The sequence below is a fragment of the Thermococcus aciditolerans genome (genome assembly GCF_008152015.1).
In the GTDB taxonomy this organism is placed as follows: domain Archaea; phylum Methanobacteriota_B; class Thermococci; order Thermococcales; family Thermococcaceae; genus Thermococcus; species Thermococcus celericrescens.
Genome location: NZ_CP041932.1, coordinates 832,256 through 859,247, shown reverse-complemented (window position 1 = coordinate 859,247; position 26,992 = coordinate 832,256). Strand labels below are relative to the sequence as shown.

Here is a 26,992-nt window from a genome sequence, read left to right as displayed (position 1 = left end):
TTACCATGGACGAGTGGGAAAGGACCGCAAAGGTTCTGCTCGACAATGCCCGCGAGTTCCTCGAAAGGCTGAGGGACGAGGTTAGGCTGAATGAGGTAACCCTGGCGAGCCTTCTTGAGGTTCAGTCAACGTTCGTCCTCGGTTTGGCTGACGCGAGCCTCTACGCTTTCCCCCTTGGACGGGATGATGTCATCGAGGGCTCCTACCGGCTGTTCCTTGAGGGGCTCGACGTCCTCAAAGCCGGCCATCTCTTGGTCAGCGAACCAGAACTTGACCTCTGGCTTTCTCCTCTCAGGGAGCTGAATCCTGAGAGGGGCTTTTCCCTCGACAGGCGCTTCTCCCTCCTCAGCGAGCCGAAACCGACGATGGTCTGGGCCAACCGCGTCGTCCAGCTCAGAAACGCCCTCCACGGGAGGCCGGTCAGGGATCCGCTGAGGAGCATCGGCTACGGGATAGACAAGGGAGACAGACGCTTTCCCGTTCTCCTGAAGGCCGTCAGGAGGCTCTACACGCTATACCCAGCTTCGATCGATGAAACTGCCCGGCTTCTCGCCCTTGAGCTCGGCGAGGGACTCGACGGAGAGCCATTGGAGTGCTCTGACGGAACCTGCGAGGAGATAGCCGAGCTCCCAGACGTTTTGGCCTTCAGAAAAACGGTTTCCGGCGACGTGGAGCTTTACTACCTCATCGAGAACTCCAAAGGCCTACACTCCCCCTGGGGAAGCCTGAGCGTCGGGAGGGCAAGAGAGATAGTGGTGTTTTCAAGGAAGAAGGGAAAGGGGTTCAGGCTCAGAGAAGCTCCCTGAGGAGCTTTATTCTCCTCGGGCTGAGGATGACCTTCGGGTGCTTGAGGAGCGCCTTGATGACCTCTCCGTAGTCGCCGCCCGCTATCTTTTCTGCGTCGGCGCCGCTGAGTATCTGGATGAAGAGGTCCAGGTCCTCGTCGCTGAGCTTCTCCGTGACCTTCCTGACCTTGAGAACCTTCTGAAGCCTCTCTCCATCGGTTTCCCACCATTCGGTCGTGTAGTTCCTGAGCAGTCCGAGGTTCTCCTCTTCGAGGGCCTTGGCTATCCACTTGCTCGCTATTGTTCCTGCCTCCATGGCCTCGGCCATTCCGCCGCCGTGCATCGGGTTTACCTGCCTGGCAGCATCGCCGACCACGAGAACGTTGTCCTTGACGAGTTCCTTGACAAAGCCGCCGACCGGGACAACGCCGACGTTCACCTCGAGGATCTTCTTAGCCGGAATCTTGTTCTCCCTCAGCCACTTGTCGAGGTAGTACTTGGCCGTCTGCGGGTTGTCTGAGTTGATGCCTATTCCGACGTTGGCCCTGTCCTCGTCCTTCGGGAAGACCCAGACGTAGCCCCTCGGGGCAACCTCGTTGCCGAACCAGAGGTGTATCAGGTCCGGGTCGTAGCCCTCGATGAGCATTTCGTACTCGTAGCTGGAATCGAACTCGTGCGGGGGAGCGTAGGTGTTTATGCCCGCCTTCCTCGCGATCGTGCTCTCCACACCGTCCGCCGCGACTATGACATCGGCATGAATTTCAACCGTCTCATCCTCGTGCTTGGCCTTGATGCCGGCTATCCTCCCGTCCCTCCTGATGACGTCCAGCGCCTCGGTTCTGGCGAGGACGTCGGCGCCGGCCTTTGCCGCGTAGTAGGCCAGCATCTTGTCGAAGACCTTCCTCTCGAGGATAACGCCGCTGGCCTCTTTATAGCGGAGCTCAAGCTCGTATCCGCTGGGGGAGTAGAGCTTGGCGCCGTATATCTCGCGGTTTATGAAGCGCTTGTCGTAGGGGATGTCGTACTTCTCAAAGGCCTTGATGCTTATGCCCTCGGCGCACTGTTTGGGCGTGCCGATGGCGGGCTTCTTATCGATGAGCAGAACCGAATAACCTGATTTGGCAACGTTCCTCGCCACTATCGGCCCGGCGATTCCGGCGCCGACAACGACGACGTCGTATTTCATCTCCTTCATTCGCTCACCTCCAGGGGTTCGGCGCTGAGCGCTCCAACGGGGCAGGCGCTGATGCATATCCTGCAGCTTATGCACTTGTCCTGGAGGAACTCCCAGCCGCTGGAGTGGACCTCAATTGCAAGGGTGGGGCAGACACCGGCGCAGCCCCCGCAGAGGTAGCACCGGTCATCGTTCACAATGACTTTAATCTTCTCTGGCATCGCTTTCACCGCCAAGTTTTTGTTTGAGTCTTTCTTCGTCAATTTTAATGGTGCCGTCTTTTATTATTAACGGTACGAACCTGTCCAGCTCTTGGGCCTTGACCAAAACCTCCCTCTCCTTGAGGTTAAGTCTGTCGCTGAGCTCGTCAACGGTGGCCTCTCCGACGAGGAGGATGTAGTGCAGTATCGCGAGCTGGGTCATATCGCCGATCTCCTTGAGGTAGCGCTCCTTTATCTGCTTCATGAGCACCTCGCGCCTGCTCTCAACTGCCTGAAGGGCCTTGAGAACCTTTTCAAGCTCCGAAGTCAGCTCATGGAATGAGTGAACCATGCCCAGGAGCGAGTCATGCTCCATAGGAATACTGGACAGGTCTATGCTGGTTTTCTCCAGGGATTCTCCCCCCAGGTCGAGCCCGCGGTACCAGAACAGGTTTGGCGTAACGGTGGCAACGTACGTCTTTGATATGGCTATATCGTAGTATTTCCTGGCCGGGCCGATGAATGGGCCCTCCCTCTCGTAGGACTTCAATATCCCCTCGCGCTCCATGATTTTAAGGTGCTTTGCAACGGCCGTCGAAGAAACGCTAACCTTGCTGCTCAGGAAGCTGAAGTAACATTCGGTGCAGGTGAGGTGGCTGAGCAGATCGCGCCTCACCTTGTTCCCCAAGATGTAAAAGATGTCCGGTTCAGTCATGACCCACACCACCCAAATCTGTGACGCAAAGCTTATATAGTGAACATTCAACCTTAGGTTGCAAACCTGGAGATTAAACTCCACGTGGTATTGTGCTCAAAACGTTATAAACCTTTAGCTATGGAGGTGTTGGAGATGGGACTGATTAGCGACGCTGACAAGAAGGTCATCAGGGAGGAGTTCTTCTCCAAGATGACGAACCCCGTTAAGATTATTGGATTCATAGGCAAGGAGCACTGCCAGTACTGCGACCAGCTCAAGGAGCTGGTTCAGGAGCTCAGCGAGCTCAGCGACAAGCTCACCTACGAGTTCCACGACTTCGACAGCGAGGAGGGCAAGAAGATAGCCGAGCAGTACAGGATCGACCGCGCCCCGGCCATTACGCTCACCCAGGACGGCAAGGACATGGGCGTCAGGTTCTTCGGCCTTCCGGCCGGCCACGAGTTCGGCGCATTCCTCGAGAGCATCGTCGATGTCAGCAACGCAACCACCGACCTCATGCCGGACAGCAAGGAGGAGCTGGCCAAGGTTGACAGGGACGTCAGGATACTCGTCTTCGTCACCCCGACCTGCCCGTACTGCCCGCTTGCCGTCAGGATGGCCCACAAGTTCGCCATCGAGAACACCAACGCCGGCAAGGGCAGGATACTCGGCGACATGGTCGAGGCCATCGAGTACCCCGAGTGGGCCGACAAGTACAGCGTCATGGCCGTGCCGAAGATCGTCATCATCGTCGACGGCGAGGACAAGGTTCAGTTCGAGGGTGCCTACCCCGAGAAGATGTTCATGGAGAAGCTCCTCGCGGCCCTCGAGTGAGGGTCCCTTCTTTTCTCCGTTTTGGCTCATATTTTGTGCCCTCTTCCAGATCCCTCCAGGGATGTTTTTTCATCTCCGTGTTAATGTGCACCACTCAGTGGGTGCGGCTTCGCACGGAAAAGTTATAAATCCCCCCATCCAGCCCATACCGGGGGAGCCAATGGGCATGAGAATCGGCGGTGTGAACGTTCATTTCAGCGGGGAACTTGACGATGGCTTTGAGAGGGCTTTCAATGGAGTTTTTGCGCGGCGCTATCTTCCGGATGTCGAGGAGAGTTCAGGAGAGCCTCACGTCGTGGTGGAGCGCTTTAAGGGCGACGAGTTCAGGGTCTTCAGTGCGGTCTATGACCACATGGGGCGCGACGAGTACAAGATAGAATCACGCGTCCCGTCCGCCTACGGAAACGAGGCGCCCATCTTCTTCATACTCCAGGCGTCCGCGAGGGCCGCGGCCAGGGCAGGCAGGATGTTCATAACCGACTCCGTGGGCGTCATGGCCCCCAACGGGAAGGCGGTGCTCTTCGTTGGATATCCACACACGGGGAAGAGCACCATGTCGGTTCTTGCGATGGCCAAAGGTCTGCCGGTCCTCAGCACCGAGAACACCGTCGTTGAGGTTCGCGACGGAAAGCTCTACATCGTCGGCGGAACGGAGGTCCTTGTTTATGACCCCAGGGTGGAGGGCATCTACGGCATTGAGGTGCCCTACGATGAGCAGACGAGAAGCGGCTACAGGATAACGGACCTCAGAAAGGACGCCGGCAGGAAGAGGCTCCTGGAGCGCGGCGTCGAGATCGACATGGTAGTCCTCCTTCACGCGGCGTTCAACTGCATGGAGGCAAGTTTCTCCACAATAAAGGGCAGAAAGGTCAGGAAAACGCTCTGGTACTTCTCAACGGCCCTCATGAAGGGCCTCGATTACTACGAACCCTCGCCCCTTCACGTCCCCATGAGCGACGAGATAAGCAGAAACCTACGGCTGTTTCTCGAAACCGCCTCCGAGAACTACTCCGGCAGAATGTTTGAGGCCTTCGGAAACCACAATGCGGTTTTTGAGAGGGTCTTTGAGATGGAGCTTGCGCAGAGGGAGTAGCTTTTGATCCTCTATTTTCAATTCAGCCTTTCAATTCTCCTGAAGTCTTATTGTCCTGGGGGGACGTTCCGTCCCCCACCCCCCTCGAACTTCCACCGGGTTTTCTCTTCCAATTCTCCTAGAGTCTTATTGCAACCAGGGCAACGCCGCTGGCAACAAAGACCTAAAATCAGTCTTTCAATTCTCCTAGAGTCTTATTGCAACGAGCGGGTAGTGAGGGTGGAGGTTGTCACGGAGCCAGCTTTCAATTCTCCTAGAGTCTTATTGCAACACCTATACACCACCTTTCACCACCTCCTTCAGACGACTTTCAATTCTCCTAGAGTCTTATTGCAACTGATACGCTGAACAATACTGTCGTAGCGGCTAAAGCGCTTTCAATTCTCCTAGAGTCTTATTGCAACACCGTACTGGTTTAAACTTCATTCTTCCCCCCCGCTCTTTCAATTCTCCTAGAGTCTTATTGCAACAAGCTTCCAATACTGACGAATTATGCCTCAACATACAGCTTTCAATTCTCCTAGAGTCTTATTGCAACAGCACTGGAATCACTTCACCGAAGCTGACGAGTAACACTTTCAATTCTCCTAGAGTCTTATTGCAACCGAAGCAATGGAAAGGCTCCACTACGGGGGGCCAGAACTTTCAATTCTCCTAGAGTCTTATTGCAACGATATAGGGGTGGCTGGAGAGTGGGTCACTAGGAGTGCTTTCAATTCTCCTAGAGTCTTATTGCAACACCGTCGTGCGCTTCCCCATTAGAACCACCGTAGTACTTTCAATTCTCCTAGAGTCTTATTGCAACTCGAAGGTCTGTTTGAACCCCTAGTGAAAGAGATTGCTTTCAATTCTCCTAGAGTCTTATTGCAACCTACTTAGGCATCATAGGGGTTGGGCGGACAGGTATTCTTTCAATTCTCCTAGAGTCTTATTGCAACGGATGAATTCAAGAATTCAGACATGGCAAAACTCATCTTTCAATTCTCCTAGAGTCTTATTGCAACGTTGCCGAGGCAATCAGCAACCCACAGTTCATACAGACTTTCAATTCTCCTAGAGTCTTATTGCAACGGAGAAGCCCAAAAAGAAGCGTGGGCGCCCGCCGACTTTCAATTCTCCTAGAGTCTTATTGCAACAATAATGCTCAGCCTCCCAAAAGAGAAAGTCAGAGTCGCTTTCAATTCTCCTAGAGTCTTATTGCAACTGATGTACCTCATGTACAAAGCGAACCTCGAAACGACTTTCAATTCTCCTAGAGTCTTATTGCAACCAGCTCCCTAATCTCCCCACTGATTGGGGCATTGGGCTTTCAATTCTCCTAGAGTCTTATTGCAACGTTCAAGGTGGCCCTTATAGGCGAAACGGTAGGGAGCTTTCAATTCTCCTAGAGTCTTATTGCAACCCTTCGTAGTCCCTGAGCCAGGCAAGCATTGAGAGACTTTCAATTCTCCTAGAGTCTTATTGCAACCTACGCCGGCATTCTGCTCTACACAATAGAGAATCGCCTTTCAATTCTCCTAGAGTCTTATTGCAACAGTGACTGGCATTGTTCTATGGGCGGGCTTGGCAGCACTTTCAATTCTCCTAGAGTCTTATTGCAACAAGCAGTTCGCCGTAGCGCTCCTCGTTCGGGTCGTCCCTTTCAATTCTCCTAGAGTCTTATTGCAACCGTTTGATGGCTATTCACTCACTCTCGAAACGCCAGCTTTCAATTCTCCTAGAGTCTTATTGCAACGATGATATATGGTTGAAGGTGAGCGTTGCCCAATCTGCTTTCAATTCTCCTAGAGTCTTATTGCAACACGCCGGACAGGTGCATGCTTCAGACAGCACGAGCTTCTTTCAATTCTCCTAGAGTCTTATTGCAACGTCATCTATCCTGACATGCAAGTTGGAGTTTTAGGTCTTTCAATTCTCCTAGAGTCTTATTGCAACTATGATAGTGATGACTCTGCTGTTGAACGGTTTGGAAACTTTCAATTCTCCTAGAGTCTTATTGCAACTAATAAAACGAAACCTAAGCGCATTAGGGGGTAGTAACTTTCAATTCTCCTAGAGTCTTATTGCAACTTGCAAGGAACAGCTTGAAGCGCTTGTACTTGTCAGAACTTTCAATTCTCCTAGAGTCTTATTGCAACCCGACGATGATAGCCATCAGCCAGCCCCAGCCAATTCTTTCAATTCTCCTAGAGTCTTATTGCAACCTGTAGCGTTGTCGAGGATCTCGCCAGTTGTGGTGTTCCTTTCAATTCTCCTAGAGTCTTATTGCAACAGGGCGACTTTTACCCTCTTTTGCCCTATAAAGGAATAAAACCCATTTTTTCTTATAAGCCTTTCTTTGGAGGGGTTTTCTTGAAGCCTGTTGGGGTCTCCAATCCGGGCATTCCTGGCGCCTTATGCACCCATAATAGCGGCGAGGGCTTTGTTTTGGTCCTTGCCTTTTTGTCCCTCAGTGATTCCCGGGCCTTCTTATGCTCTTATTTCGGGGAATCAAAAGCGAGACAGTTCCGACTGCTTGAATGTCCTCTTTTATAGGGATACAGGGAGTTTTGGGAGCGTTCCTGACCCATCCGACTATTCTGAAAAAATTTCGTCATACTTGCCGAATAGATAAATAACAGTGTGGTATATCCCAACACATGGTTACTTAAGACTTCCCAAACGCTGAGCGGGCGGTGTTTTTGAATATGCCCCCTAAACGCCCATCTTAGGTGAATTTTGAGTATTTAAACGTGATACCGCACAATCGCAACCCCTAAAAGCCCTGCCCGGGTATCCTTTATGGTGGTGGTATGTACGTCCTCATCGTCTATGACGTCTCCGTTGAGAGGGTTAACAGGGTCAAGAAGTTCCTGCGCCAGCACCTCCACTGGGTTCAGAACAGCGTCTTTGAGGGGGAGGTCACCAAGGCGGAGTTCGAGAGGATAAAGGCCACCCTCCGGGAGCTGATCGACGAGGACGAGGATTCGGTCGTCATCTACAAGCTCCGCTCCGTGCCGGCCAGGGAAGTGATGGGGGTGGAAAAGAACCCGATGGGGGACGTTATTTAGGCTTCAGCCATTCCCGGTCGATGCTGGCGCATATCGGCCTGAAAATGCATGAGTTACAGACCCAATTCCTGTTCCCGACGGTGCCTATCCATTTCGGGAACTTCCCCGTCTCAAGCTCCTCCACGGCCTCAATTACTCGTTCGGCCCTTTTTATGAACCTCCTGAAAAGTTTCTCGTCGAAATCTACTGGAAATATTCTGAATTCGAGACCGTTCCTGTCGAAGATGTATATGTACCCCCTCTCCTTCCCCAGCATTCCGAGATATGCGTTGAGCTGCTCCACCCATTCCTTTGAGGGCTCGGCGTGATCCAGGTCCTGGTTTTTCTTGTTCCTTGACTTGCTTTCGGCATCCCCCTTCTTCTCGAAGCCCTTGAACTTGAACTCCAGAATGTAGTCCCCCTTAACGGCGTCCGCCTTTCCGACGAGGCTCCAGCCGTTTCCCAGTTTGTACTCCACGGGAACCTCAAACTCCGCCCCCTTAACGACCTCGCCGAGCCATCCATGGAGTGCCGAGCCTATCCTCGCCTCCCAGCTCTTTGAGGGATTGTACGTGTTGAGATATATTGAAAGGGCCGTCTTTCTCAGACAGTGGCTTAGCGATGTCACCCATATCCTCCTCTCAAGTGGCGGTTTTCCCGAGACGGCGCTCCTTATCCGCTCATTGAACTCCGAGATTTCGGTTGGGTAGTCCATCTTCCCCACCTCAGAACCACGCCACCAGCGGCTCGTACCTGCCGACTCCAACGAAATGACGCATGAGCTTGTAAGCTTCGAGCCTTATCAACCTCTGCTTCGTGACGTTCGTTTTAAGGTTCGGGTGCCTCACGCTCCGCCGCATCTCCTCGTTGTAGGCCTCCACCCCTTTCTTTACCCCCTCCTTAGTGAGCAGAACTCCGTTGAGTTCTTCCCTAAAGTGCTCCTTTTTGATAATCCCCTGCTTTACGAGCCGGTTGGCTATCCTGTCGGCTATAATCGGTTTGAATATCTCGCTCAGGTCGAGGGCTAGTGAAAAGCGCCTTTCGCCCGGCTCGTGAAGGTAGCTGACAGTAGGAACGAGCTGGGTGTTGTACAGCTCGCTCACGATCGTCGCATAGAGCCTTGAATTTAGAAAGCTTATCAGAGCGTTCATTTCGTTCTCCGGCGGTCTGCGAGTGCGCTTGACTATCTTGAAGCCCTCCGGCAGGTGTTCGTCCCAGCGGGCATAGTACTCGCTCCTTATCCGTGCTTCAACGTTCATGACCTCGGTTATTTTGCGGGCATCCTCAAGCTCCCCAAAGAGCTCCCCCAACATATCAGAGAAGCCATCGGCAACTTTCCAGCGCTTCAGGTTCTTCTCCATGTTGAGGGCAGAGCCTCTGACGAAGAGTCTCACCAGCTCAAGGCGCTTCTCCCGGTCGAGGTAGTGCTGGGCCTGCCTGATGACCAGGTCCCCGGAGTGCAGCTTCTCCTTGGGGTAAAAGCTCCCGTCGTAGTAGCCGTAGTGGTTGAAGAAGTGCACCGCTATGCCCTTCTGGGCGAGGAAGTGGAGCGCCTGCGAGGTTATGTTCACGTGGCCGTAGATGTAGATGTCGTAGATGCCCTCAACGACTAGGGGCTTTGGCTTTTCCATCTTGGCGTTCTCGAAGTAGAGGGTGTTCTCCCTCCGGAAAAGCGTTCCATCGGAGAGCAGGGTTATGGAGCGCTTTCTCATACCACCACCTCAGACCCAGCAGAGCTCGTAGTAGGCGCATTTTCGGCATTTCTTCGATTTAACCGGTTTCGGAGGAACGGACAGTGATTTAATTCTGGCTACCTCCTGGATGGCCTCTTCAACTTCCCGCTCTCTGCCATCGAGGGTTATCTCCTTCGTCTCGTTGAGCTGGGGGTAGTGGAGAACAGCCATAGCTTTGACGCCGAGCCGTTTGAGGTAGTAGAGATAGTAGAGCGCCTGCATCTCGTGGGCCTTCTCCATGGACTTGCCCTTTTTAACCTCGTGAACCTCTATGATTTCGCCCTTCCTGATGAAGTCTATCTTTACCCTCCCGATCTGGACTTCCTTCTCCTCGTTGCTGTAGCGCCGCTCGTGGAGGAATCTGCCCAAATCAACCCACTCGCTTTCCTGTTCCATGGTGATGCCTTTGGCAAAATACCACAGCTTCGTCGGGCAGATGAAGAGGTAGTTGATTTCCGTGCCGGTGAGGAGGAGGTCGTCGAGGGGATACTCACTCACGGCCGAACCTCCAGAGCAGTTGGCTTATTACAAATTCGTTTGTAACAGATGAAAATCTAAGAAACAAAAAGGATCTTCCAATTACTGCCCTCTACTGGTCGTTTAGAGAGTTTTAGTGGGTAGTATTTGGTCTCATATGGCTTTCCAGGATTTTTTGAAGAATATGGGTTGATCTGCTCAAAGGTGGCCTTTGGTGAAAAGTCCTTTACTGGATAGATGTGTGAACCTGGTGGGGCTTCAGAGATTGCAACCGGAAATATCACCCCATGAGGATGCTCGTTAACGAATTCAACGCTTTTCACGTATGCCAATGAATCGCTCGTGCCGAAGTATCTTATATGCTTTGCGTAGTGCTTTACTTCCTCCGGAACGTCATCTGGCAGTCCCATGTAAACCTCTATGTCCCCAGAGAAGTGTATATATTCTCTAACGCCAAAACTCTGCTGGAAGCCGCTCTGGTCTTTCTTTTTCTTTAGTCTCTTCACGAAGACACTGTTGATGGCTATCTCCTTTGGGGGCTTAATTCCGACCTTTGCGTCTCTGATATAACCAAATATCCTTTTTCCCTCACTAACTTTTCCGCTCATTCTTATGGCTGTTGAGACTATTGCTAGCTTTATAGTGGATGGAGCTATCAGCGGTAATGCCAGTGCATATTGGGATGAGTATTCTGGAATCCTGTAGGAGTAAAAGGAAGGAAAGTGAACGACTAGTTTAAGCCACCTCATTCACTCTCCCCCAAATTTCATTTGGTAAGGCTCCGCACTCATCAATGTTCCAAGCTTCTCCACGAAGTCCGCTACACCCTTGAACCTCACAACCTGAATACTATCCAAAGCGCTCGCGATCTTCTCAATCTCGCTGATGTAGTCGTCCTTCAGCGGTGAGATTACTGGTACTGGCATTGGCTCGGTCGAGTAAACTATCACACCCTCAAAATCAACGACGTGAGGCAACCTCGTAGTTGTCATGGCTCCCTCAGGCCTTGTGAACATAAGCTGATATGCCTTAAGCGTAAGCAGGTAGCGTTCCTTTCTGCGCTTTCCATCATAGGTATACACGTCCTGCTTTGCCTCATTAAGACCTATACGCCAGGGCTGGAATACGGTAACTATCGCATATCTGCCAGTTCTCGTTGGTCTGTGATATATCATCTGGGTTCCACCTTCTCTGCCCTCTTCACTCTCCTGTCTCTTGCCTTTCTCGCCCAAAGCGTGCCTCGCATGGAGGTGTATGTCCCTGTAAACATCTGGAATTCCCAGAGCCCAGCCGAACTCAACGGTGGACTTCCTTGAAACCGTTGGTTTTTCAACCATAAAGCCGTGAACATCACAGATATCACAAGTCTTGACCGCTTCTTCTATGACTTTCTCAGGAGTCTTGAATTTGTTTTTGTTCTTCGAGACGACGTAGTTAAACCTCTCTGGATGGAGCGTTCTACAGGCCTCACATAGATAGCTTTTGTCATCAAGAAGCCACATCAGCTCAGCGTGTATGTGCTTGAGCATTTCCCCTGAGATGCCGTCGGTAGTTACTGCTTTTCCGGTGTTCGGATCTATTATCTTGACGCTTCTCGGCTCAACGACGTTTCCGACGTTCCCCTCGTTATTGAGGCTGTGGAGCTCCCAAAGGGTCCTACCGAGTATGGCAATCTCAAAAACCTTTACCTTTTCTTCACTCATTCTCCTCACCTCCTTTAACAAGGGCATAGCTTATGAGTGCAGAACGAACGAGCTTGACGCCGTGTTCATCCACTAACCTCATTAGTTCAACAAGGCGCTCTTCCTTCGGCCTTTTCAGTTGCTTGCCTTTGTAGCCTTTCTTTGCCAGAGTTTCATACCTCCTGAGGAAGCGCTTTATCACTTCTGCGAACTGCTCCTTGGTTTCGGCATATTCCAGTTCGACTAGAGAGGAGTAGTCTTCCCCGATTCTCAGGGCTTTTCTAAGTGCTACTCCAAAGTCCTTGACTGCTTCGTTCTCAAACAGCTCAGCTAACTTCGACATTCTTCAACACCTCCAAAAGGGAATCCGCGTCATAAGAACCGAATTTTATTGAGTTTGACCTCAACTCGTTTCTTAAGTGAAGCCGGATGTAGGAGTAGTAGTTCTCCAAAGTTGGTTCAGCTATGAACTTAGATAACGCCATGGCAATGTCTTCGTAGCCCTTGATGTAGGAAGTTCTATCAAGAATCTCAATCCACTTGTCAATGGCTTCCTCACCTTCAAGCGTTCCAATAAGGGAGTGGAGAAAATCCAACGGAAATAGACCAGAGGTAAAGGGCTTAGGTTGATTCCCGGTCCTCATCATGACACCATAGAGGATTCCTCCAATTTTTGGTAGAAAAGAACCGCCACGCATTAGCTCTTTTTCTTCTTTTACGAGCCTAACTGCAATTCTTGCGACTGTGGAGAAATAGCCTGCTCTATGGAAGCCTTTGACTGATTTTTTCAGTTTGTGTTTTATATCATAAACGTCTCCAACTCTAGTGTCTAATGGAAGCGGGTAAACAGCCACCACATAGTCCTTTGAACCTTTCCAGACAGAGATATTTATTGCCCCCAACACAGCGAGATAGAACTCTTCAGCAGGTATCTTTACTTGACTCTCCGAGTATGAACTAAGAACTGCTTTTCTAATGCCTTTACTTGCCCCAAGTTCGAGAGATTGAGGAAGTGTAACTGATTTTCCGTTGAGTTTAAGTCTGAGAACCTGTTCTATGTTATCCTCGTTGGTAAAGAATTCTACCATATCCTCCCTTAGTGTTTTAATTCTGGCTTTACTCAAAGTAGCTAAGACATTGCCCCATTCATCAATGTCCTCTCCTAAGTAACCTCTAATTTTTGGAAGCTCTGAAAAGTCTGGCTCATTCTTGCTCCGTATCTCATAATAGCTCCCTGTATCAGCAATGATTGCTCCTTTGGACAGTGTATGGACTACTATGCCAAGTCCATAGGCCTTCGCTAAGTCAAGAAACTGCCATCCAGTCTTAGGAACTAAATATCGATTCATACGACTCACCACCTGTAGCCAGTCTATCAGAGATGCGGAGAAGCTTTGAAACTAACCCATAAAGCCGGTAATATTCATTCTCCTCAGCAACATTCAGATAGTTGAATCCTAAAGAGCCAGCTGGATGGCTGTGAATGATAGAGGTTTCAATATCTTCTAGGGGACAAACTTGCAAAATGTAATCCACCACATTGGGAATTAATTTGAACTTCTGAAACTTTGAAGACCAAGGAGAGTGATGATGGGCTATAGCAAGGTAGAAAACCTTAGCAAGTCCCTGGTCTTCAAAGTATTCCCCTAAGTATCTTTCAAGCGCCTTAGCCGAGACGGTTGCATGCGGTGGCAACTTGCCTCTCTTCTCAAATCCGTGGGCTATTGGCTCTTCCCCGAGTCTCCAGCCCGCTTTTTTCTGCCAGTAGATGTTCAACTTTCCAAGGTCGTGCAAAGTGACGCTCAGTTCTATCCAACTAATCAGCTCCTTCTTGGAGACGCCAAAATACTTGGCAAATGCCCCAATTGGATAGTCATAGCGTGGGAGCATATAAACTTTTAGAACACCGAGGGTTTTTCTCGAATGTTCTACCCAGCTTTCCTTTTTCATCCTACTTTCTTCAACCACATTGGTTGCTTTGTCCCTTTCCTCGAACTTAAACCTCTTGACATCCCCACTTCCATCAAAGAGCAGTCCAAGCTCCGGTGAATAGCTAATGCCCGTTATGACATAGAACTCAAATGGCATTATCTCGTCCTTATCTGAGACGGGAACAAGGGTGTATCTACTTTCGTATTCATCAATGATAAAGTTCTCTTCTACCCTGTAAATTTCTCCTTCCGCTACCTGGATTTGGTCAAATTTGCCTTTAAGAACCCTAAAATCAACCCTAAGGCGCTTGAGCTTCCAAGCATCGTCAGGATTCAGATTACTTATGTCATCGTAGATTGCAACATCAACTGAATACGCCTCTCTAACGTTCTCTTCAACATAGGATCTCTTACCTTCATAAACTGCCCTTGCAAGGCCCCCTAGCCTCTCATAAAATTTGTATGGGTCTAGATAGCTTTCAAATGGTTTTGAGAGAACTTTCTCAACAAGTTCTATCTCCGTTTGCCAATCAAGTAGTTCAACGCCCTTTAGAGCATCTATAGTTGATTCAACAAGTTCTTTTGGGTAGGGAGAATAGTTCTCGACGTTGTATACAACAATCTCTCCTTTACCACCCCATCTGGCAACTCTGCCAGCCCTCTGGATAAGAGAATCAATTGGGGAAATCTCGGTTAGGAGTTTTGCCGAGGATATGTCCATTCCTACTTCAATAACCTGTGTAGAGATTAGTATAGCTCCATTAGGAGAGCTTCCCTTTCCAAAGATTTCTCTGACTTCTGCCTCCTTCTGAGACCTATCTTCCTCAAGGAAGCGAGAATGAATTAAAACTACCGGTCTGTCAGCGTTGGCCTTCAATTCCAGATAAAGTTGTTGGGCTTTTCCGACCGTATTAACGACGACAATGAGCTTATCAACGCCCTCTGCTTGCCTTTCTATTTCTTTTACTGTGAGGGAAGTGTCATTGAACAGTGGCCCCGTATTGAGTCCAACTTTCCTTCTTGCCCTTGATTTTATTCCATGTTCCTCTTCTACCTCTATTATCTCAACTTTTCCACCCTTTTTCTCGACCAAAGCTTTTACTCGCTCCATAAAGTTTCTGGGCAATGTTGCAGACATCATAACAAATGGGATACCTAACTTTGCACTCTCAATGCTCATAGCAACTGAAGTTAGGAGACCCTTCTCGGGATGAAGAGTATGAACTTCGTCAAAAACAAGCATTGAAGAACCAGCCGCTCCAAGGAATATATTTCCCCATCTTTTTGGCATGCTCAGAGGAACGCTTAGATAAGCCCCGGCTGTTTGATCAATGGTTGCGACAATGACGTCCTCCTCAAAGAGCTGGCTTTCGGGCCTTTTGCCATGGTGAACTGCCACTCGGAGCTTCTTGTAGGAAGCGTATCGCCTCGCTCTCTCTCCTATGCTCTCCACTAGCGTTCTATTGGGGAGTGAGTAAATCATCTGAGAGGGTAAATGTTCGTTGATTTCAAAGATAAATGGAATAATCACCATCTCACTTTTTCCTGAGCCGGTTGGAGCGCGAACTATGAGAGAGCTTCCCTCAATTAGACTCTCCATTGCCTCCTGTTGGAAAGTGTAAGGATCAAACCCCGTTGCCTTTCGAAAATTCTCTCTTATACCCATCAACCTTCACCATCCCGAACCCTATCGAGTTCTTCTCCCCGAAGCCGGCATGGTAGCCGGCCCTCAGCAGGCCTTCGTCGCCCTTTGCCCTGAACACGAGGTGCCAGGCGATCTGAAAGATGCCGGGCTTGACCTCGAAGCGCTTGGGCTTGGCGTTGAGGACCTTCATCTCGAACTCTTCCGGCGGCTTGCTCCCGTGCAGGATAACATACTTCTCGCGCAGATTCTCTTTGATCCGCTCGTAGAACTCTGGCTCGGAAGGGCTCAGGTCGTAGCTCCTGGGCTTTCCGAACTGAACCCTCCTGGTCGTCACCGCTACCGGCGAAAGCGTTACGAACTTTCTCCCGCTCAGCCTTTCCGGCTCCCCCAAAGCTTTTACCTCCTCCACGGTGAAGCGCTCGCCCCAAAGCTCAACCTCCGGCTTTTGAAGGAGTCCGCCTATGAATGCCTCCGCTATCTCGGGAACCGCCGTCGAAAAGTAGAAGAAGCCCCTTCCGCGTCCCAGGAAATACGGCCGTCTCTTTTCGAAGTCCCGACGCTCGGTCATGAAGAGCGAGAACGTGAAGAGCTTGGGCACCTTCGGCGAGTGAAGGCTGAGGCTCAGCTCCGGGTTAACGCGCTGAATTCTCCGGTATATCAGTCCCTGTAGCTTGTGCTGGTGGTTGAAGGGAACCTTGAACGGCTCATTCTCCGGCCGGAGTCTTATTGCAAACCTCATACCCATGCCTCCCTGCGGGATGGTGTATGACGCAGCATGGCAAAAAGAGTACGTTTTTGAACCTTATAAGACTTTCTAAGCTTTAGAGTACAAGATATGATGAGCATCATGTTCTACTCAATGATGATGCAGTAGTAACTTATTACTACGAGAACTACATGACCCGGCTCCCCATGCGTCTGTAGTGTGTCAAGATGTATAACCGCCATTATAATAACCGCGATTATACCTGAAACTCACAAAGAGGAAGGGAGAAAGGGAAAATCCCTCAGAGAAGCATCCTGGCGTCGACGGCAACGGCGCTGTCCTCGTAGGCGAAGATCGGGTTGATGTCGAGCTCCTTGATCTCTGGAAGCTCGAGAGCGAGCTCGCCGACCTTGGTGATTATCTCGGCAAGGGCCTCGATGTTGACCGGCTTCTCACCGCGGGCTCCGGCGAGGATCGGGTAGGCCTTGATCTCCTTGATCATGTCGAGGGCTTCGTCCTTGGTTATCGGGGCAACGCGGAAGCTGACGTCCTTGAGGATCTCGACGAAGATTCCACCGAGACCGAACATGATGGCCGGACCGAACTGCGGGTCGCGGATCATACCGACGATGACCTCCTTGCCGAGCGGGAGCATCCTGTAAACGATGACGCCCCAGAGGTCGGCGTCCGGCTTGTAGTTCTTGGCGTTCTCCATGATGGTCTTGAAGGCCTGCCTGGCCTCCTCGTCGCTCTTGATGTTGACCTTGACACCGCCGGCGTCGCTCTTGTGGATGATCTGCGGAGAAACGATCTTCATGACGACCGGGTAGCCGATCTCCTTGGCGAACTGAACGGCTTCCTCCTCGTTGGTGGCGACCTTGAAGTCCGGAACGGGGACGCCGTAGAGCTTGAGTATCTCCTTCGCCTCAGGCTCGACGAGCGGCCTGTTTTCGGCCTTGGCCTTCTCGATGATTGCCCTAGCCTTCTCAATCCTGTCCATACCAATCACCCCATCAGCTTGACAGTTCTCAATCCGACCGGGCAGTTAAAAGGGTTTCCATTTGCCAACCAATCGTTTCTTTCGTTTCGGCTCGGTTTGAAGCGATGAGGGGGGTATAAATACTCCGCCGCCGAATATAGCACAGGTGATTTTTATGAGAAAGAAGGCGATAGCTGCAGTGGGTGGAATTGCACTTATAATCCTGGCAGTTTTCTCGTTCCAGGGGGAGAAGGCGGCGGCGAGCGACACCACCGTCGTCCTTTACAACTCTGCGAAGATTGGGGTTGTGGAGAGGGTTATGGAGGTCGAGCTGGATGAGGGAATAAACGACGTGCCCCTGGAGGAGCTGGCCGGGCTCGACATAGCGGAGGTCACGATAAGGCCTCTTGACGGTGGAGTACACGTCCTCGGGGTCTTCAGCAAAGGCTCAACCGGGGACGTTTACAGCGCCAACGTTGGAAGCGAGGTCGAGGTCAAGCTGAGGAGCGGCGACACCGTTACTGGCAAGTTCCTTGGATTCAAGAACGGGAAGATAGCCATCGAGGGCGACGGATACTACCTCATAAACCCGAGTGAGGTCGTGTACTTCAAGGCCAAAAACCTCGGTGGGCAGGCGAGCGTCTACGCGGTTCTTGGGGCGGACAAAGCCGGAAAGTACAACGTAAGCATCGTCTACCGCGTCTCCAACATGAGCTGGGAGAGCAGGTACAAGCTCTACATCGGCGATAACGCGAAGCTCTACGGTTACATAGTCCTCAACAACCCGACTGCCCAGGAGTTCAAGGACGCGAAGGTTCTCCTCGTCGCCGGCGACGTCCAGCTGTATCAGAAGGTCCCCCAGCCGAGGGTTCTCTACACCCTGGCGGAGAAGGAGACTGACCAGGTCAACGTCGGCCAGCCGGAGAAGATAGAGGCGTTCTACCTCTACAAGCTTGGCGTCGTTGACCTGAACCCCGCGAGCAAGATGATGTATCCGTACATCAACTTCGAAGCCCCCTTCGAGAGGGAGTACCTCTACGAGAGCTGGCCGTACGGGGGAGAGGGAGCCGTCTACGAGTCGATATCGTTCAAGACGGAGAAGGTTCTTCCAGCGGGAATCGTTGAAATATACCGGGAGACCGATGACGGGAGCCTCCTCGTGGGCGAGAGAGCCATCGAGCATACCTCCAAGGGTGAGATGCTGAGGATAGGCATCGGCAGGGACTACGACCTCAAAGGCACAACTACCATGCTCGATCAGAGGAACGGCGAGGGCTACACCTACTACAAGATAAAGATAACCCTCGAGAACTTCGGGAACGAGACCAAGACCGTCGTGGTCAGGCACCACAAGTGGGGCAAGCTGCTGAGTTCGAGCATCCAGCCGATCGACGAGACCGCCAACTACATCGACTTCAGGGTAACCCTGAAGCCCGGAGAAAAGAAGGAGATAATCTTCGACTACGAGAACCGGTATTGAGACTAGCTCTTCCGCAGGGTTATCTCAAATATGTTTTCTCCTTTTGTTATGTCCAGCACGAGGCTCTTGTCGTAGTCGACGAACTTGGTGTTCACGACGGCGTAGCCCTCTCCCTTGAGGAACTCCGCTATCTTTAGACCCAGGTCGCCAAAGAACTCCGCCGCCATCGTGGACATGCTCGGCTCCTTTATACTCAGCTCGTCGTGATAGCGCCTGGCCAGCTCAAAAACATCCATGGTCACCACCGGTTATAGTATGCTCCCGGAGGATAAAACGCTTTCGTCCGAAAGGCTTAAAGCAACCCCGGCCAAGCGGTGAGAGTGAGAGCCATGGATGAGAAGACCCTCAGGAAGGGCGAGCGCTACTACAGAGCTGGAAAGGTCCTATGGGTCGTCAAGTACGGTGACAGGCTCTTTTCCAAGGTCCTGGGCACTTACCCGTACTACGTGGAGCTGAACCTCTCGACGGGAGAAAACACCTGCACCTGCCCTCTGGGCGGTGACTGCAAGCACGTTGCGGCCGTTATGAAGGCCCACGAGAACGGGTTCTACTTTGAGGCCTTCGACCGTCACGCCGATCTCTTCCCGGAAGCGGTTGCCATGGAGTTCCTCGCGGAGGTTCCGGAGCTGGCCCTCGACGTCACCATTAAGGAACTCCGCTTTGCCCTCAGCACTGACGAGAGCGGGAGTGAGGTCGCGAGGCTTTTCAGACGGGCACTGAGGCTCGTGGACATGACCGGGAAAAGAGAAGCCCTGCACTTCCTTGAAGAGGTGATTGAGGAATACCAGCACGTTTTCAGCGACTATGAGCTGGCGCTGAGGCTCGAGAACGAACTGAGGGAGCTTGAGACGGCCCTCTAAAAAAGCCTTATAAATCCCCCATGCACCAAATAGAAACTTAGAGGGTGAGAAAATGAAGGCGATCTATCGGGAGATGTGCCCGAACTGCCTCGGTAGAATCTCCGATGAGAGGCTGATCAATAAGAACCCGTGCAGCGAGTGTCTCGATAATAACGTCACCGTCGATTCTTATTTTGACCTCATCACCGCGGTTAGAAGCGCCCTGAAGCTCAGAGGCACGCTGAAGGAGTGGGAGAGGATATACTCCCTTGAGAACGGGCTGCGTGAAGTTGAGGGGTTCTTCGAAAAGGCCACCGGTTTTACCTTCTGGAGCGCCCAGAGGACGTGGGTAAAGAGACTCCTGAAGGGCAGGAGCTTCTCGATCATAGCCCCCACGGGGATGGGAAAAAGCACCTTTGGGGCGTTCATGGCGGTCTGGCACGCGACCAAGGGGAAGAAGAGCTACATAGTCGTCCCGACAACGCCGCTGGTGGTTCAGACCGTCAGAAAGATTCGGAAGATAGCGGAGAATGCGGGCGTTGAGGTCAACCTCGCCTACTACCACGGCAACCTCCGGAAGAAGGAGAAGGAGGAGATGCTGGCCAAGATTCAGAACGAGGACTACGGGATACTCGTCACCAGTGCCCAGTGGATGGCCAGGAAGTTCGATGAGGTTCTGAAGGGCAGGCACTTCGATTTCATATTCGTCGATGACGTTGATGCGTTTCTCAAGGCCAGCAAGAACATAGACCGCTCCCTTTACCTCCTCGGTTTCAACGACGAGGTAATCGGAAAGGCCTGGGAGATAATTCGCCTTAAAAAGCAGATGTCCAAATACCTGAACGGACGCGCCAAGGACAGGGAGGAGAGACTTAAGGAGCTAAACGCTCAGATAGCGGAGCTCCAGCGCGATATAGAGGAGTTCAAGCGCGAAAACCCGATCGGAATCATGATAATAGCCTCGGCCACGGGCTCGGCAAGGGGCGACAGGATAAAACTCTACCGCGAGCTCCTGGGTTTCGAGGTTGGAAGCGGGAGAAGCGCCCTCAGGAACGTCGCTGACAGCTACCTAAAGCCGAGCAAGGACATCAAGGAGCACGTGGAGGACCTTTTAACGATGCTCGGCAAAGGGGGCATAATATTCACCCCAATCGATCAGGGGCTGGGCTATGCCGAGGAGCTGGCCAATTATCTCCGCGAGCGCGGCTTCAGAATCGAACTCGTCAGCTCCAAGAACAGGAAGGCCATCGAACGCTTCGAGAACGGGGAGGCCGACTACCTCATAGGCTCCGCCACCTACTACGGCTCCCTCGTCCGCGGTCTCGACATGCCCCACCTCATCCGCTACGCAATATTCACCGGCGTTCCCAAGTTCCGCTTCTCCATAGACCTCGAAAGACCGACCATCTACCGGGCTCTGGGCCTCCTCAGCGAGGTCATGGACTTCCTGGGCGACGAAGACAGGAAGCAGGCTGAAAAGCTCCATGCGAGGCTCAGGAGGCTGATACGGAACATCCCCCAGTTCGAACTCCTTAAGATAGAGGAAGCTTTAGCTGAGGGACTGCCGATAGAGAACGAGTTCCATAACCACGTCCTCGGCGTTTTCCGCGAGCTGGTCGAATTTCTGAGGAGAGTCCTCAAGGACGAGGAGGTTCTCAGAAAGCTCGCCGAGGATCCCTTCATCAGCCTGAAGGAGGAAGGTGGCAAGTGGTACATCGAGATTCCCGATGTTAGAACGTACATCCAGGCCACCGGAAGGACGAGCCGCCTGTTTGCCGGTGGAATCACCAAGGGACTGAGCGTCCTCCTTGTGGACAACGAGAAGGTCTTCAACGGTCTCCTCAGGCAGATGCGCTGGCGCTTCACGGAGTTCAAGATGGTGCCCTTCGAGGAGCTGGACCTCGACGAGGTTCTGAGGCAGATAGACGAGGACAGGGAAAAGGTTCGCCTCGTGATGGAGGGCAAGATAAGCGCCAAGGTCAAAGACCTGGTCAAATCCGCCCTCATGATAGTGGAGAGTCCGAACAAGGCAAGGACAATAGCCAACTTCTTCGGCCAGCCGAGCAAGACCAGGATAGGTGACTTAGTCGCCTACGAGGTGAGCATAGGAAACATGATGCTGACCATTCTGGCGAGCGGCGGGCACATGTTCGACCTCGTGACAAACGAGGGCTACCACGGCGTTCTTGTTGATGAGAAAGACGGCATGCTGAGGTTCATACCCGTCTACGACACCATAAAGCGCTGCCGCGACTGCGGTCACCAGTTCGTGGACTGGGAGGAGAAAGGAATTTGTCCGCGCTGCGGCTCGACCAACGTCCGCGACGCCCTTCAGAACGTCAAGGCGATGCGCGAGCTCGCCCAGGAGGTCGATGAGATACTCATAGCAACCGACCCCGATACGGAGGGTGAGAAGATAGCCTGGGACATCATGAACGTCCTGAGTCCGTACACCCCGAACATCAAGCGCATAGAGTTCCACGAGGTCACGAGACCGGCCATAATGCGCGCCATTGAGGAGGCCAGGGACGTCAACGAGGGCCGCGTCAACGCGCAGATAGTGAGGAGAATAGAGGACAGGTGGATAGGCTTTGAGCTGAGCCAGGAACTCCAGCGCGTCTTTGAGAACCGCAACCTCTCCGCAGGAAGGGTTCAGACGCCGGTTCTCGGCTGGGTGATTGAGCGCTACAAGGAGTTCACCGAGAGTGAGACATACTTCATGGGGCTGACCCTTGAGAACGACCTGCGGATAACCGTGGAGCTCGGGAAGGACGGAAAGAACGTTGAGCCTCCGGAGTACGTTACGGTTGAGGACGTTCAGCTTGAGGAAAGGGAGCTGAAGCCCTCGCCGCCGTACACCACGGACGCCATGCTCAAGGACGCCTCGACCTTCCTCAAGCTGTCCGCGCCGGAAGCGATGCGCATCGCCCAGGACCTCTTCGAGATGGGTCTCATCACCTACCACCGCACTGACTCCACTCACGTCAGCAACACGGGAATAGAAATAGCGAAAGAGTACATCACCCAGGAACTCGGTGAGGAGTACTTCAAACCGCGCCCCTGGGGCGAGGAGGGAACCCACGAGGCCATAAGGCCAACGAGGCCGATAGACACGGGCAGGCTGATGCAGTTAATCCGCGATGGAATCCTTCAGCTTCCGAAGAACCTCACCCGCAACCACTACAGGCTCTACGACATGATATTCAAGAAGTTCATGACGAGCCAGATGAAGGCTGCAAGGATAATCCATGAAAAGGCCGTCATCGACGCGGGCATTGGAAAGACCGAGGTAGAGGGCTATGTTGAGGTCGTTGAGGAGGGCTGGACACGGCTGAGGAGCCCGCCGATGAGGCAGCTCCCGAGGTTGGAGAAGGGGGCCAGGCTGAAGGTTGTAGAGGCCAAGAAGTGGAAGGCACCGAAGGTGTCGCTCTACACTCAGGGAGATATAATAGCTCTGATGAAGGAGCGTAAGATAGGCCGGCCATCTACGTACGCGAAGATCGTTCAGACGCTCATCCAGCGCTACTATGCCATCGAGACCCGTGGCAGGAAGAAACTGGTGCCGACGGATCAGGGCATCAAGGTTTATCACTATCTCATTAGTAAATATAAGGATCTCGTCAATGAGGACAAGACGCGGGGACTCGAGGAGCTGATGGACCGCATCGAGGAAGGCCGTGCGGATTATCAGGAGGCCCTAAACACGCTTTATAGGGAGCTGCAGGGATATCTGGGGAATGGAAGGCCCCAGTAACTTTTGTCTTGGTTAACTTTTACCACTTTTTAATACTCTGTGCTCTAACACTTTTGGTGATACTAATTTTGGGCTGCGCCTGTACGGAGGGTCAGGTTTTCTAGAATCTTGAGATACACGTGGAGACAAAAGGTTCTAGGGTGATTTTGCTCCCAAGTAAAACCAAAAATTTTAAAATCCCGATGTAGTAATGAGTTTGCATGTATACGCAACGGCAGTAATATCCCGGGAAGTCATCCCGGGGTAATCTTCGGGACATAACCGAAGACACTAACAACATTTGGAAAAAACTTATATGTGATGAAATCGAAAGACAGAATAGAAAATGTGGTGGTGGTAAGAATGGTTAAGGACAGGATGGTTGAGCTCCTTCAGGAGCACTTTGAGTTGAACCTCTACGAGGCTAGGGCGTACGTGGCATTAGTCGGTTTTGGCGTCCTCACCCCGGCGGAGCTGGCAAGCGTTTCGGAGGTTCCGGCGCCGAGGACCTACGACGTCCTCAGGAGCCTTGAGAAGAAGGGCTTTGCCATCAGCCAGCCGGGCAAGGTGAACAAGTACAGGCCCGTCCACCCGCAGAACATCCTCGAGAAGTTCATAGAGGAGTGGCAGGAGCGCGTCGCCGAGGAGCTTGAGCTCAAGAAGAAGGCGAAGGAGGAGCTCCTCGAGCTCATGAGCCCGCTCATCGAGACCGAGATTCCGAAGTACGGCGTTGAGAAGGTCTGGGTCGTGAGGGGCATAAGGAACGCCACCCTCAAGACCAAGGAGATGTTCGAGGAGGTCAAGGAGCAGATACTTCTCGCCGATGACGGCTACATCGCCATCAACCTCGAGAGCGACATCATCAAGGCCATCGACAACGGCGCCAAGGCCAAGATAATCATCACCGAGAACGTCCTCCACAGGCTCGGCACTTCGAAGATAATGGACTACTACAAGGCCGGCAAGCTCGAGCTCAAGGTCATCGACAAGCTTGAGCTCCCGATGCTCATCTGCGACGACGAGGTCTTCTTCGCCCTCGAGGACATGGCGGCTCGCTACTTCAACTACGAGACCCAGATATGGATCAAGGACTTCCGCGTTAAGGCCCTCTTCGAGGGCAAGTTCAACGAGTACTGGGAGCAGGCCAAGAAGGCCTGATTCCTCTTTTCCCTTGTTCTTCATGTGCCTTTTTACTGCCCTACCTGCGTTAAGAAGAAAGGGGAGCTAACGCCTTCTGAGGATTAACGGAATCACCGCGAGCAAACTTATCAACCCTGGTCCGCAGATGCCCTTTTTGGTTTCTTTTGTGTTGGTTGGTGTTTTCGTTGTATTTGGTGGGGTTATTGTTTTGTTGGGGGTAGTGCTCGTCTCAGCGGCCGTGCTGGTGGATGTATTCGCACTGGTCTTGCAGACCGTCACGTTGACGATTTTGACGTTATTCGGAAACCAGAAGCCGTTTATCACGTTCGTAGTGTTGATGTAAAAGAGTGTAACGTTCCTCGTTAAATTGCCCTTTTTAAGAGTGAAATAAACTGGAAACTGAGTCCAGTTAACGACCAGGGGCAGCAGGGGAGACCAGGTAGTATCGCTCGCGTTTGCAACAAGGAAGAAATTTCTTGGAACCTCGATTCTCCAGCCGTTTATCTCGTTCTTGAACACCCTCTTTTCGAGTTGAGACCAGCTCGCGTTGACGCGTTCAACACAGAATTTTTTCGTCTTTAAACGGTAAACGTAGTCCACGTTCACACCACTCTGAGCCTCTGCAGAGTAAGCGAAAACGCCCACGTTAACGTACCAGGAACCGTTCACGTAAGTTATCCCTTTGAAATACACACTACTCACGTTCTTTGGAGCATAAGGAGGAAGACCGGAGAGCAGGGCGGGAGTGAAGTTCAGGAGGTAGAGCTGAGAACCATCGAAGAAGAGGAGATAATCGTAAACATCATACACCTCAGCCCAACAGTTCTCCATCATACCACAAGTGATGCCGTAGTTGTCAACCTCAGCGTGAATTAGAGCGTTTGTCCCGTTTGAGAAGACGGAGTATTGAACTTCGTAGAGAAAACCGCCTGAATTGACGTAGTAGACTGCCGAAACTGGAGTAGCGAGGAAAAGGAGGGCAATAAAGAGGGGAATCACCAGTCGGGACATTTTGACCTCACCTTCGGATTCTCTTGAGGAGTACGCCCACAGTCAGGAGGACTATCAAACCGGGCCCGCAGATGCTTTTCCCGCCTGCTTTTGAGGTCGCTCGTTGGGAGGATGTCCCCGTAGACGACTTCACGGGACTTGTCCCAGTTGAGTTAACTGGAGTGGAAGAGTTAGTAGAAGTCCGGTTCACCGATGGACAAATGGCACAGGGTTTAAGTCTAATTTGATTCTTCACGGGTGATAAACCTGGAAGTATAGTGAAAGCAGGTTTTAAGGTTCCATTGGAGTAGTACAGTGCGTAAACCCCCCTAGAATTTCCGAGGAGCCAGAAGTATGAATCATTAAGGTACACAGCGAAGGATGAACCCAAAAGCCCGTAAAGGATGGAACCCGGGGCTATTAAATACCCTTTCCCATCCCTCGCGGCGGTAAAGCTCCAGTACCTGCCCGGGTCGGGATAGTATTTCCCCAACTCCTGAAGGGGAATCTGCAAGGTCTCGTTTAAAAAGTGGAACACTATGGAATCCCCAATAACTTTGCCATGGGCAACAAAGCCCCTGATACCCCCCGGAAATGAATTTGAAATATTGCACAAGCAGTCATTTTCAAGCCCGTAAACCTGCGAAGTCATCTTGGAGGAACCCTCGGGGATGTACTGCCAGAGGATGTAGTAGGTGCCGTTTGCGACGCCGACGTTAACGTGGTACGATGGCAAAGGAGGGTTTGAAACCCTGTCCACGTGGGGCATTGCGGAGAGGTTGAGGTAAACTGGAGTTTCTCCCTTAAAGAGATACAAGAAGTTCATCGGAACCCATGAAGCGGATCGCCAATCAGCACAAGTCATTCCACTCCCCCAGAGCTCCAGGGAAGTATCTTTTAGCCTGAGCATTGCGGTGCTACCGTTTGAGTACAGGTATATTGAAATATGATCCGTTGGTGAGAAATGACAGTTCTCAAGGGCGTTCTTTTCGGGTGTCATTACCGTTGCATTAACTGCGTATGGATTTGGTAAGTTCCTTAAAGGATCTCCCACAGGGGTAGTCATCCTTAGTATATCCGCAACGGGCTTTAATGTGTCATTTGCATAGAGCAGTAGGGGGAGGGCACTGACGAGTGGTACACCAGCCGAGGAGTCGGGACCGACGTAAAGCTTCCCATCATTCTTCCAGTAGGTTATGTTCACGGGGTAAATCAAAAGCTCCTGACGATAAATCGGATTACCGTGTTCATCCCAGTTTACAAGATGATAGTAAACTGTAGCACCAAGCTCGGAAAGAAAAACCTTTGGGTAGTAACGTTCAAGTTTGTCGAGAGAAACCCGAACAGTCAAATTGGAAATCCCGAACACAATGTAATCTCCCTGGGGTTTCCCTATAATCTGGGGAGGCGGTGAATATTCAGTGTATACCCTAACAAGATTATCCCCCAGGATTGCGTAATCTACGAAAGACTTGTTTCCCTGCCACCAACGGAGGATTACGTCATTTTCCACAGAGTAAACTTTGAAACGATTTGTGGGCCATGAAAGTGTTATGTTTCCAAGCGTAAACCTTTCACCTGGGAGCCCCATGAAGGCTATATAAGTAAAGTTGCTACACCTCACACAATGGGTGAAAGTGTAGGCCAAAGTGTAGGTCCCATAGTCTTGGATACTAACATCAACGGTGAGTATCATTCGAGTTTTCGTCCCAATACCTGAGATGTGGATTTCATAAACGGTCGTTGGGAGTTTAGATACACCCTGAAAGGCAAAAACTAAAGAGTTAACGGGTAAAGTTATAATGAAGAGAGTTAAGAAAACAGCAATCCGTTTCATAGTTATCA

24 protein-coding genes and 1 CRISPR repeat array are annotated in these 26,992 nt (G+C 51.6%); of the genes, 8 read left to right on the top strand and 16 right to left on the bottom strand.

Going from position 1 to position 26,992, the window contains the following annotated elements:
* The first annotated feature begins 5 nt into the window (after nucleotides 1–5).
* Nucleotides 6–806, top strand: a complete 801-nt coding sequence (locus tag FPV09_RS04705) for a hypothetical protein (protein ID WP_148882556.1) — start codon at nucleotides 6–8, stop codon at nucleotides 804–806.
* Here FPV09_RS04705 and FPV09_RS04700 read toward each other — a convergent pair.
* The 3 genes from FPV09_RS04700 to surR are packed head-to-tail and all read right to left on the bottom strand — an operon-like array spanning nucleotide 790 to nucleotide 2,874.
* The gene (locus tag FPV09_RS04700) at nucleotides 790–1,971 is read right to left on the bottom strand and encodes a geranylgeranyl reductase family protein (protein ID WP_148883689.1); all 1,182 of its coding nucleotides are present in this window, start codon (nucleotides 1,969–1,971) and stop codon (nucleotides 790–792) included. The genes FPV09_RS04705 and FPV09_RS04700 overlap by 17 nt on opposite strands.
* A 5-nt stretch (nucleotides 1,972–1,976) precedes the next feature.
* On the bottom strand, nucleotides 1,977–2,180 hold the full coding sequence (locus FPV09_RS04695; protein WP_148882555.1) for a DUF362 domain-containing protein: 204 nt from the start codon (nucleotides 2,178–2,180) through the stop codon (nucleotides 1,977–1,979).
* Nucleotides 2,164–2,874, bottom strand: a complete 711-nt coding sequence (gene surR, locus FPV09_RS04690) for a sulfur metabolism transcriptional regulator SurR (protein WP_148882554.1) — start codon at nucleotides 2,872–2,874, stop codon at nucleotides 2,164–2,166. Before surR ends, FPV09_RS04695 begins: the two co-directional genes overlap by 17 nt.
* Nucleotides 2,875–3,009: 135 nt before the next feature.
* Between surR and pdo the strand changes: the two genes are divergently transcribed.
* From pdo to cas2, 3 genes are all read left to right on the top strand, one after another.
* Nucleotides 3,010–3,690 (top strand): protein disulfide oxidoreductase, encoded by a 681-nt coding sequence (gene pdo / locus FPV09_RS04685; RefSeq protein WP_148882553.1) that lies wholly within the window; start codon nucleotides 3,010–3,012, stop codon nucleotides 3,688–3,690.
* 160 nt (nucleotides 3,691–3,850) lie between these two features.
* Nucleotides 3,851–4,783, top strand: a complete 933-nt coding sequence (locus tag FPV09_RS04680; protein ID WP_148882552.1) for a hypothetical protein — start codon at nucleotides 3,851–3,853, stop codon at nucleotides 4,781–4,783.
* Between the two features lie 27 nt (nucleotides 4,784–4,810).
* Nucleotides 4,811–7,055: direct repeats of the CRISPR family, unit length 30 nt; unit sequence CTTTCAATTCTCCTAGAGTCTTATTGCAAC.
* A gap of 520 nt (nucleotides 7,056–7,575) precedes the next feature.
* Nucleotides 7,576–7,833 carry a CRISPR-associated endonuclease Cas2 gene (gene cas2, locus FPV09_RS04675; protein ID WP_148882551.1) on the top strand — a complete coding sequence of 86 codons (258 nt, stop codon included), beginning with the start codon at nucleotides 7,576–7,578 and terminating at the stop codon, nucleotides 7,831–7,833.
* On the opposite strand, the gene FPV09_RS04670 is transcribed toward cas2, so the two are convergent.
* The 10 genes from FPV09_RS04670 to FPV09_RS04625 form a co-directional block, all read right to left on the bottom strand.
* Nucleotides 7,826–8,527 carry a CRISPR-associated protein Cas4 gene (locus FPV09_RS04670; protein ID WP_148882550.1) on the bottom strand — a complete coding sequence of 234 codons (702 nt, stop codon included), beginning with the start codon at nucleotides 8,525–8,527 and terminating at the stop codon, nucleotides 7,826–7,828. The two genes, cas2 and FPV09_RS04670, sit on opposite strands and share 8 nt — an antisense overlap.
* A 10-nt stretch (nucleotides 8,528–8,537) precedes the next feature.
* Nucleotides 8,538–9,524, bottom strand: coding sequence for a type I-B CRISPR-associated endonuclease Cas1b (cas1b, locus tag FPV09_RS04665; RefSeq protein WP_148882549.1), 987 nt, complete (start codon nucleotides 9,522–9,524; stop codon nucleotides 8,538–8,540).
* Nucleotides 9,525–9,533: 9 nt separating this feature from the next.
* Entirely contained in the window at nucleotides 9,534–10,043 is a 510-nt protein-coding gene (cas4, locus tag FPV09_RS04660) for a CRISPR-associated protein Cas4 (protein ID WP_148882548.1), read from the bottom strand.
* A 56-nt stretch (nucleotides 10,044–10,099) separates the two neighbouring features.
* Nucleotides 10,100–10,771, bottom strand: coding sequence for a CRISPR-associated protein Cas5 (cas5, locus tag FPV09_RS04655; protein WP_148882547.1), 672 nt, complete (start codon nucleotides 10,769–10,771; stop codon nucleotides 10,100–10,102).
* The gene (locus tag FPV09_RS04650) at nucleotides 10,772–11,725 is read right to left on the bottom strand and encodes a DevR family CRISPR-associated autoregulator (RefSeq protein WP_148882546.1); all 954 of its coding nucleotides are present in this window, start codon (nucleotides 11,723–11,725) and stop codon (nucleotides 10,772–10,774) included.
* Nucleotides 11,718–12,047: a hypothetical protein gene (locus FPV09_RS04645; RefSeq protein ID WP_148882545.1), complete on the bottom strand. Its 330-nt coding sequence runs from the start codon at nucleotides 12,045–12,047 to the stop codon at nucleotides 11,718–11,720. The genes FPV09_RS04650 and FPV09_RS04645 overlap by 8 nt, the downstream gene beginning before the upstream one ends.
* Entirely contained in the window at nucleotides 12,031–13,053 is a 1,023-nt protein-coding gene (locus tag FPV09_RS04640) for a hypothetical protein (RefSeq protein WP_148882544.1), read from the bottom strand. The genes FPV09_RS04645 and FPV09_RS04640 overlap by 17 nt, the downstream gene beginning before the upstream one ends.
* The gene (gene cas3, locus FPV09_RS04635; RefSeq protein WP_148882543.1) at nucleotides 13,031–15,301 is read right to left on the bottom strand and encodes a CRISPR-associated helicase Cas3'; all 2,271 of its coding nucleotides are present in this window, start codon (nucleotides 15,299–15,301) and stop codon (nucleotides 13,031–13,033) included. The genes FPV09_RS04640 and cas3 overlap by 23 nt, the downstream gene beginning before the upstream one ends.
* Nucleotides 15,261–16,019 (bottom strand): CRISPR-associated endoribonuclease Cas6, encoded by a 759-nt coding sequence (gene cas6, locus FPV09_RS04630; protein ID WP_148882542.1) that lies wholly within the window; start codon nucleotides 16,017–16,019, stop codon nucleotides 15,261–15,263. The genes cas3 and cas6 overlap by 41 nt, the downstream gene beginning before the upstream one ends.
* Before the next feature lie 268 nt (nucleotides 16,020–16,287).
* Entirely contained in the window at nucleotides 16,288–16,986 is a 699-nt protein-coding gene (locus tag FPV09_RS04625; RefSeq protein WP_148882541.1) for an acetate--CoA ligase family protein, read from the bottom strand.
* Nucleotides 16,987–17,140: 154 nt separating this feature from the next.
* Here FPV09_RS04625 and FPV09_RS04620 point away from each other — a divergent pair, with 154 nt between their 5' ends.
* Complete coding sequence (locus FPV09_RS04620; protein ID WP_148882540.1) at nucleotides 17,141–18,445, top strand: DUF4139 domain-containing protein; 1,305 nt, start codon at nucleotides 17,141–17,143, stop codon at nucleotides 18,443–18,445.
* A gap of 2 nt (nucleotides 18,446–18,447) precedes the next feature.
* Here FPV09_RS04620 and FPV09_RS04615 read toward each other — a convergent pair whose 3' ends face one another.
* The gene (locus FPV09_RS04615; protein ID WP_058939250.1) at nucleotides 18,448–18,681 is read right to left on the bottom strand and encodes a hypothetical protein; all 234 of its coding nucleotides are present in this window, start codon (nucleotides 18,679–18,681) and stop codon (nucleotides 18,448–18,450) included.
* Nucleotides 18,682–18,774: 93 nt separating this feature from the next.
* On the opposite strand from FPV09_RS04615, the gene FPV09_RS04610 reads away from it, so the two are divergent.
* From FPV09_RS04610 to trmBL2, 3 genes are all read left to right on the top strand, one after another.
* Nucleotides 18,775–19,305: an SWIM zinc finger family protein gene (locus FPV09_RS04610; RefSeq protein WP_148883688.1), complete on the top strand. Its 531-nt coding sequence runs from the start codon at nucleotides 18,775–18,777 to the stop codon at nucleotides 19,303–19,305.
* Nucleotides 19,306–19,357: 52 nt separating this feature from the next.
* Nucleotides 19,358–23,038, top strand: a complete 3,681-nt coding sequence (gene rgy / locus FPV09_RS04605; RefSeq protein WP_148882539.1) for a reverse gyrase — start codon at nucleotides 19,358–19,360, stop codon at nucleotides 23,036–23,038.
* Nucleotides 23,039–23,380: 342 nt separating this feature from the next.
* A complete protein-coding gene (gene trmBL2 / locus FPV09_RS04600) occupies nucleotides 23,381–24,175 on the top strand; it encodes an HTH-type transcriptional regulator TrmBL2 (RefSeq protein ID WP_148883687.1) in 795 nt (264 codons plus the stop codon).
* Between the two features lie 66 nt (nucleotides 24,176–24,241).
* On the opposite strand, the gene FPV09_RS04595 is transcribed toward trmBL2, so the two are convergent.
* Together FPV09_RS04595 and FPV09_RS04590 are read right to left on the bottom strand one after the other, a co-directional pair.
* Complete coding sequence (locus FPV09_RS04595) at nucleotides 24,242–25,168, bottom strand: CGP-CTERM sorting domain-containing protein (RefSeq protein WP_148882538.1); 927 nt, start codon at nucleotides 25,166–25,168, stop codon at nucleotides 24,242–24,244.
* Nucleotides 25,169–25,175: 7 nt separating this feature from the next.
* Complete coding sequence (locus tag FPV09_RS04590) at nucleotides 25,176–26,984, bottom strand: CGP-CTERM sorting domain-containing protein (protein ID WP_148882537.1); 1,809 nt, start codon at nucleotides 26,982–26,984, stop codon at nucleotides 25,176–25,178.
* Between the last annotated feature and the right edge of the window lie 8 nt (nucleotides 26,985–26,992).

Bases quoted from the DNA above. Each gene is read 5' to 3' on its own strand.
- surR (WP_148882554.1), bottom strand. From the start codon at position 2,874: ATGACTGAACCGGACATCTTTTACATCTTGGGGAACAAGGTGAGGCGC.
- cas3 (WP_148882543.1), bottom strand. From the start codon at position 15,301: ATGGGTATAAGAGAGAATTTTCGAAAGGCAACGGGGTTTGATCCTTAC.
- FPV09_RS04645 (WP_148882545.1), bottom strand. From the start codon at position 12,047: ATGTCGAAGTTAGCTGAGCTGTTTGAGAACGAAGCAGTCAAGGACTTT.
- FPV09_RS04625 (WP_148882541.1), bottom strand. From the start codon at position 16,986: ATGGACAGGATTGAGAAGGCTAGGGCAATCATCGAGAAGGCCAAGGCC.
- FPV09_RS04615 (WP_058939250.1), bottom strand. From the start codon at position 18,681: ATGGATGTTTTTGAGCTGGCCAGGCGCTATCACGACGAGCTGAGTATA.
- cas2 (WP_148882551.1), top strand. From the start codon at position 7,576: ATGTACGTCCTCATCGTCTATGACGTCTCCGTTGAGAGGGTTAACAGG.
- cas1b (WP_148882549.1), bottom strand. From the start codon at position 9,524: ATGAGAAAGCGCTCCATAACCCTGCTCTCCGATGGAACGCTTTTCCGG.
- FPV09_RS04610 (WP_148883688.1), top strand. From the start codon at position 18,775: ATGGATGAGAAGACCCTCAGGAAGGGCGAGCGCTACTACAGAGCTGGA.
- FPV09_RS04590 (WP_148882537.1), bottom strand. From the start codon at position 26,984: ATGAAACGGATTGCTGTTTTCTTAACTCTCTTCATTATAACTTTACCC.
- FPV09_RS04670 (WP_148882550.1), bottom strand. From the start codon at position 8,527: ATGGACTACCCAACCGAAATCTCGGAGTTCAATGAGCGGATAAGGAGC.
- FPV09_RS04620 (WP_148882540.1), top strand. From the start codon at position 17,141: ATGAGAAAGAAGGCGATAGCTGCAGTGGGTGGAATTGCACTTATAATC.
- FPV09_RS04680 (WP_148882552.1), top strand. From the start codon at position 3,851: ATGGGCATGAGAATCGGCGGTGTGAACGTTCATTTCAGCGGGGAACTT.
- rgy (WP_148882539.1), top strand. From the start codon at position 19,358: ATGAAGGCGATCTATCGGGAGATGTGCCCGAACTGCCTCGGTAGAATC.
- FPV09_RS04700 (WP_148883689.1), bottom strand. From the start codon at position 1,971: ATGAAATACGACGTCGTCGTTGTCGGCGCCGGAATCGCCGGGCCGATA.
- FPV09_RS04595 (WP_148882538.1), bottom strand. From the start codon at position 25,168: ATGTCCCGACTGGTGATTCCCCTCTTTATTGCCCTCCTTTTCCTCGCT.
- pdo (WP_148882553.1), top strand. From the start codon at position 3,010: ATGGGACTGATTAGCGACGCTGACAAGAAGGTCATCAGGGAGGAGTTC.
- FPV09_RS04695 (WP_148882555.1), bottom strand. From the start codon at position 2,180: ATGCCAGAGAAGATTAAAGTCATTGTGAACGATGACCGGTGCTACCTC.
- cas5 (WP_148882547.1), bottom strand. From the start codon at position 10,771: ATGAGGTGGCTTAAACTAGTCGTTCACTTTCCTTCCTTTTACTCCTAC.
- FPV09_RS04705 (WP_148882556.1), top strand. From the start codon at position 6: ATGGACGAGTGGGAAAGGACCGCAAAGGTTCTGCTCGACAATGCCCGC.
- cas6 (WP_148882542.1), bottom strand. From the start codon at position 16,019: ATGAGGTTTGCAATAAGACTCCGGCCGGAGAATGAGCCGTTCAAGGTT.
- trmBL2 (WP_148883687.1), top strand. From the start codon at position 23,381: ATGGTTAAGGACAGGATGGTTGAGCTCCTTCAGGAGCACTTTGAGTTG.
- FPV09_RS04650 (WP_148882546.1), bottom strand. From the start codon at position 11,725: ATGAGTGAAGAAAAGGTAAAGGTTTTTGAGATTGCCATACTCGGTAGG.
- FPV09_RS04640 (WP_148882544.1), bottom strand. From the start codon at position 13,053: ATGAATCGATATTTAGTTCCTAAGACTGGATGGCAGTTTCTTGACTTA.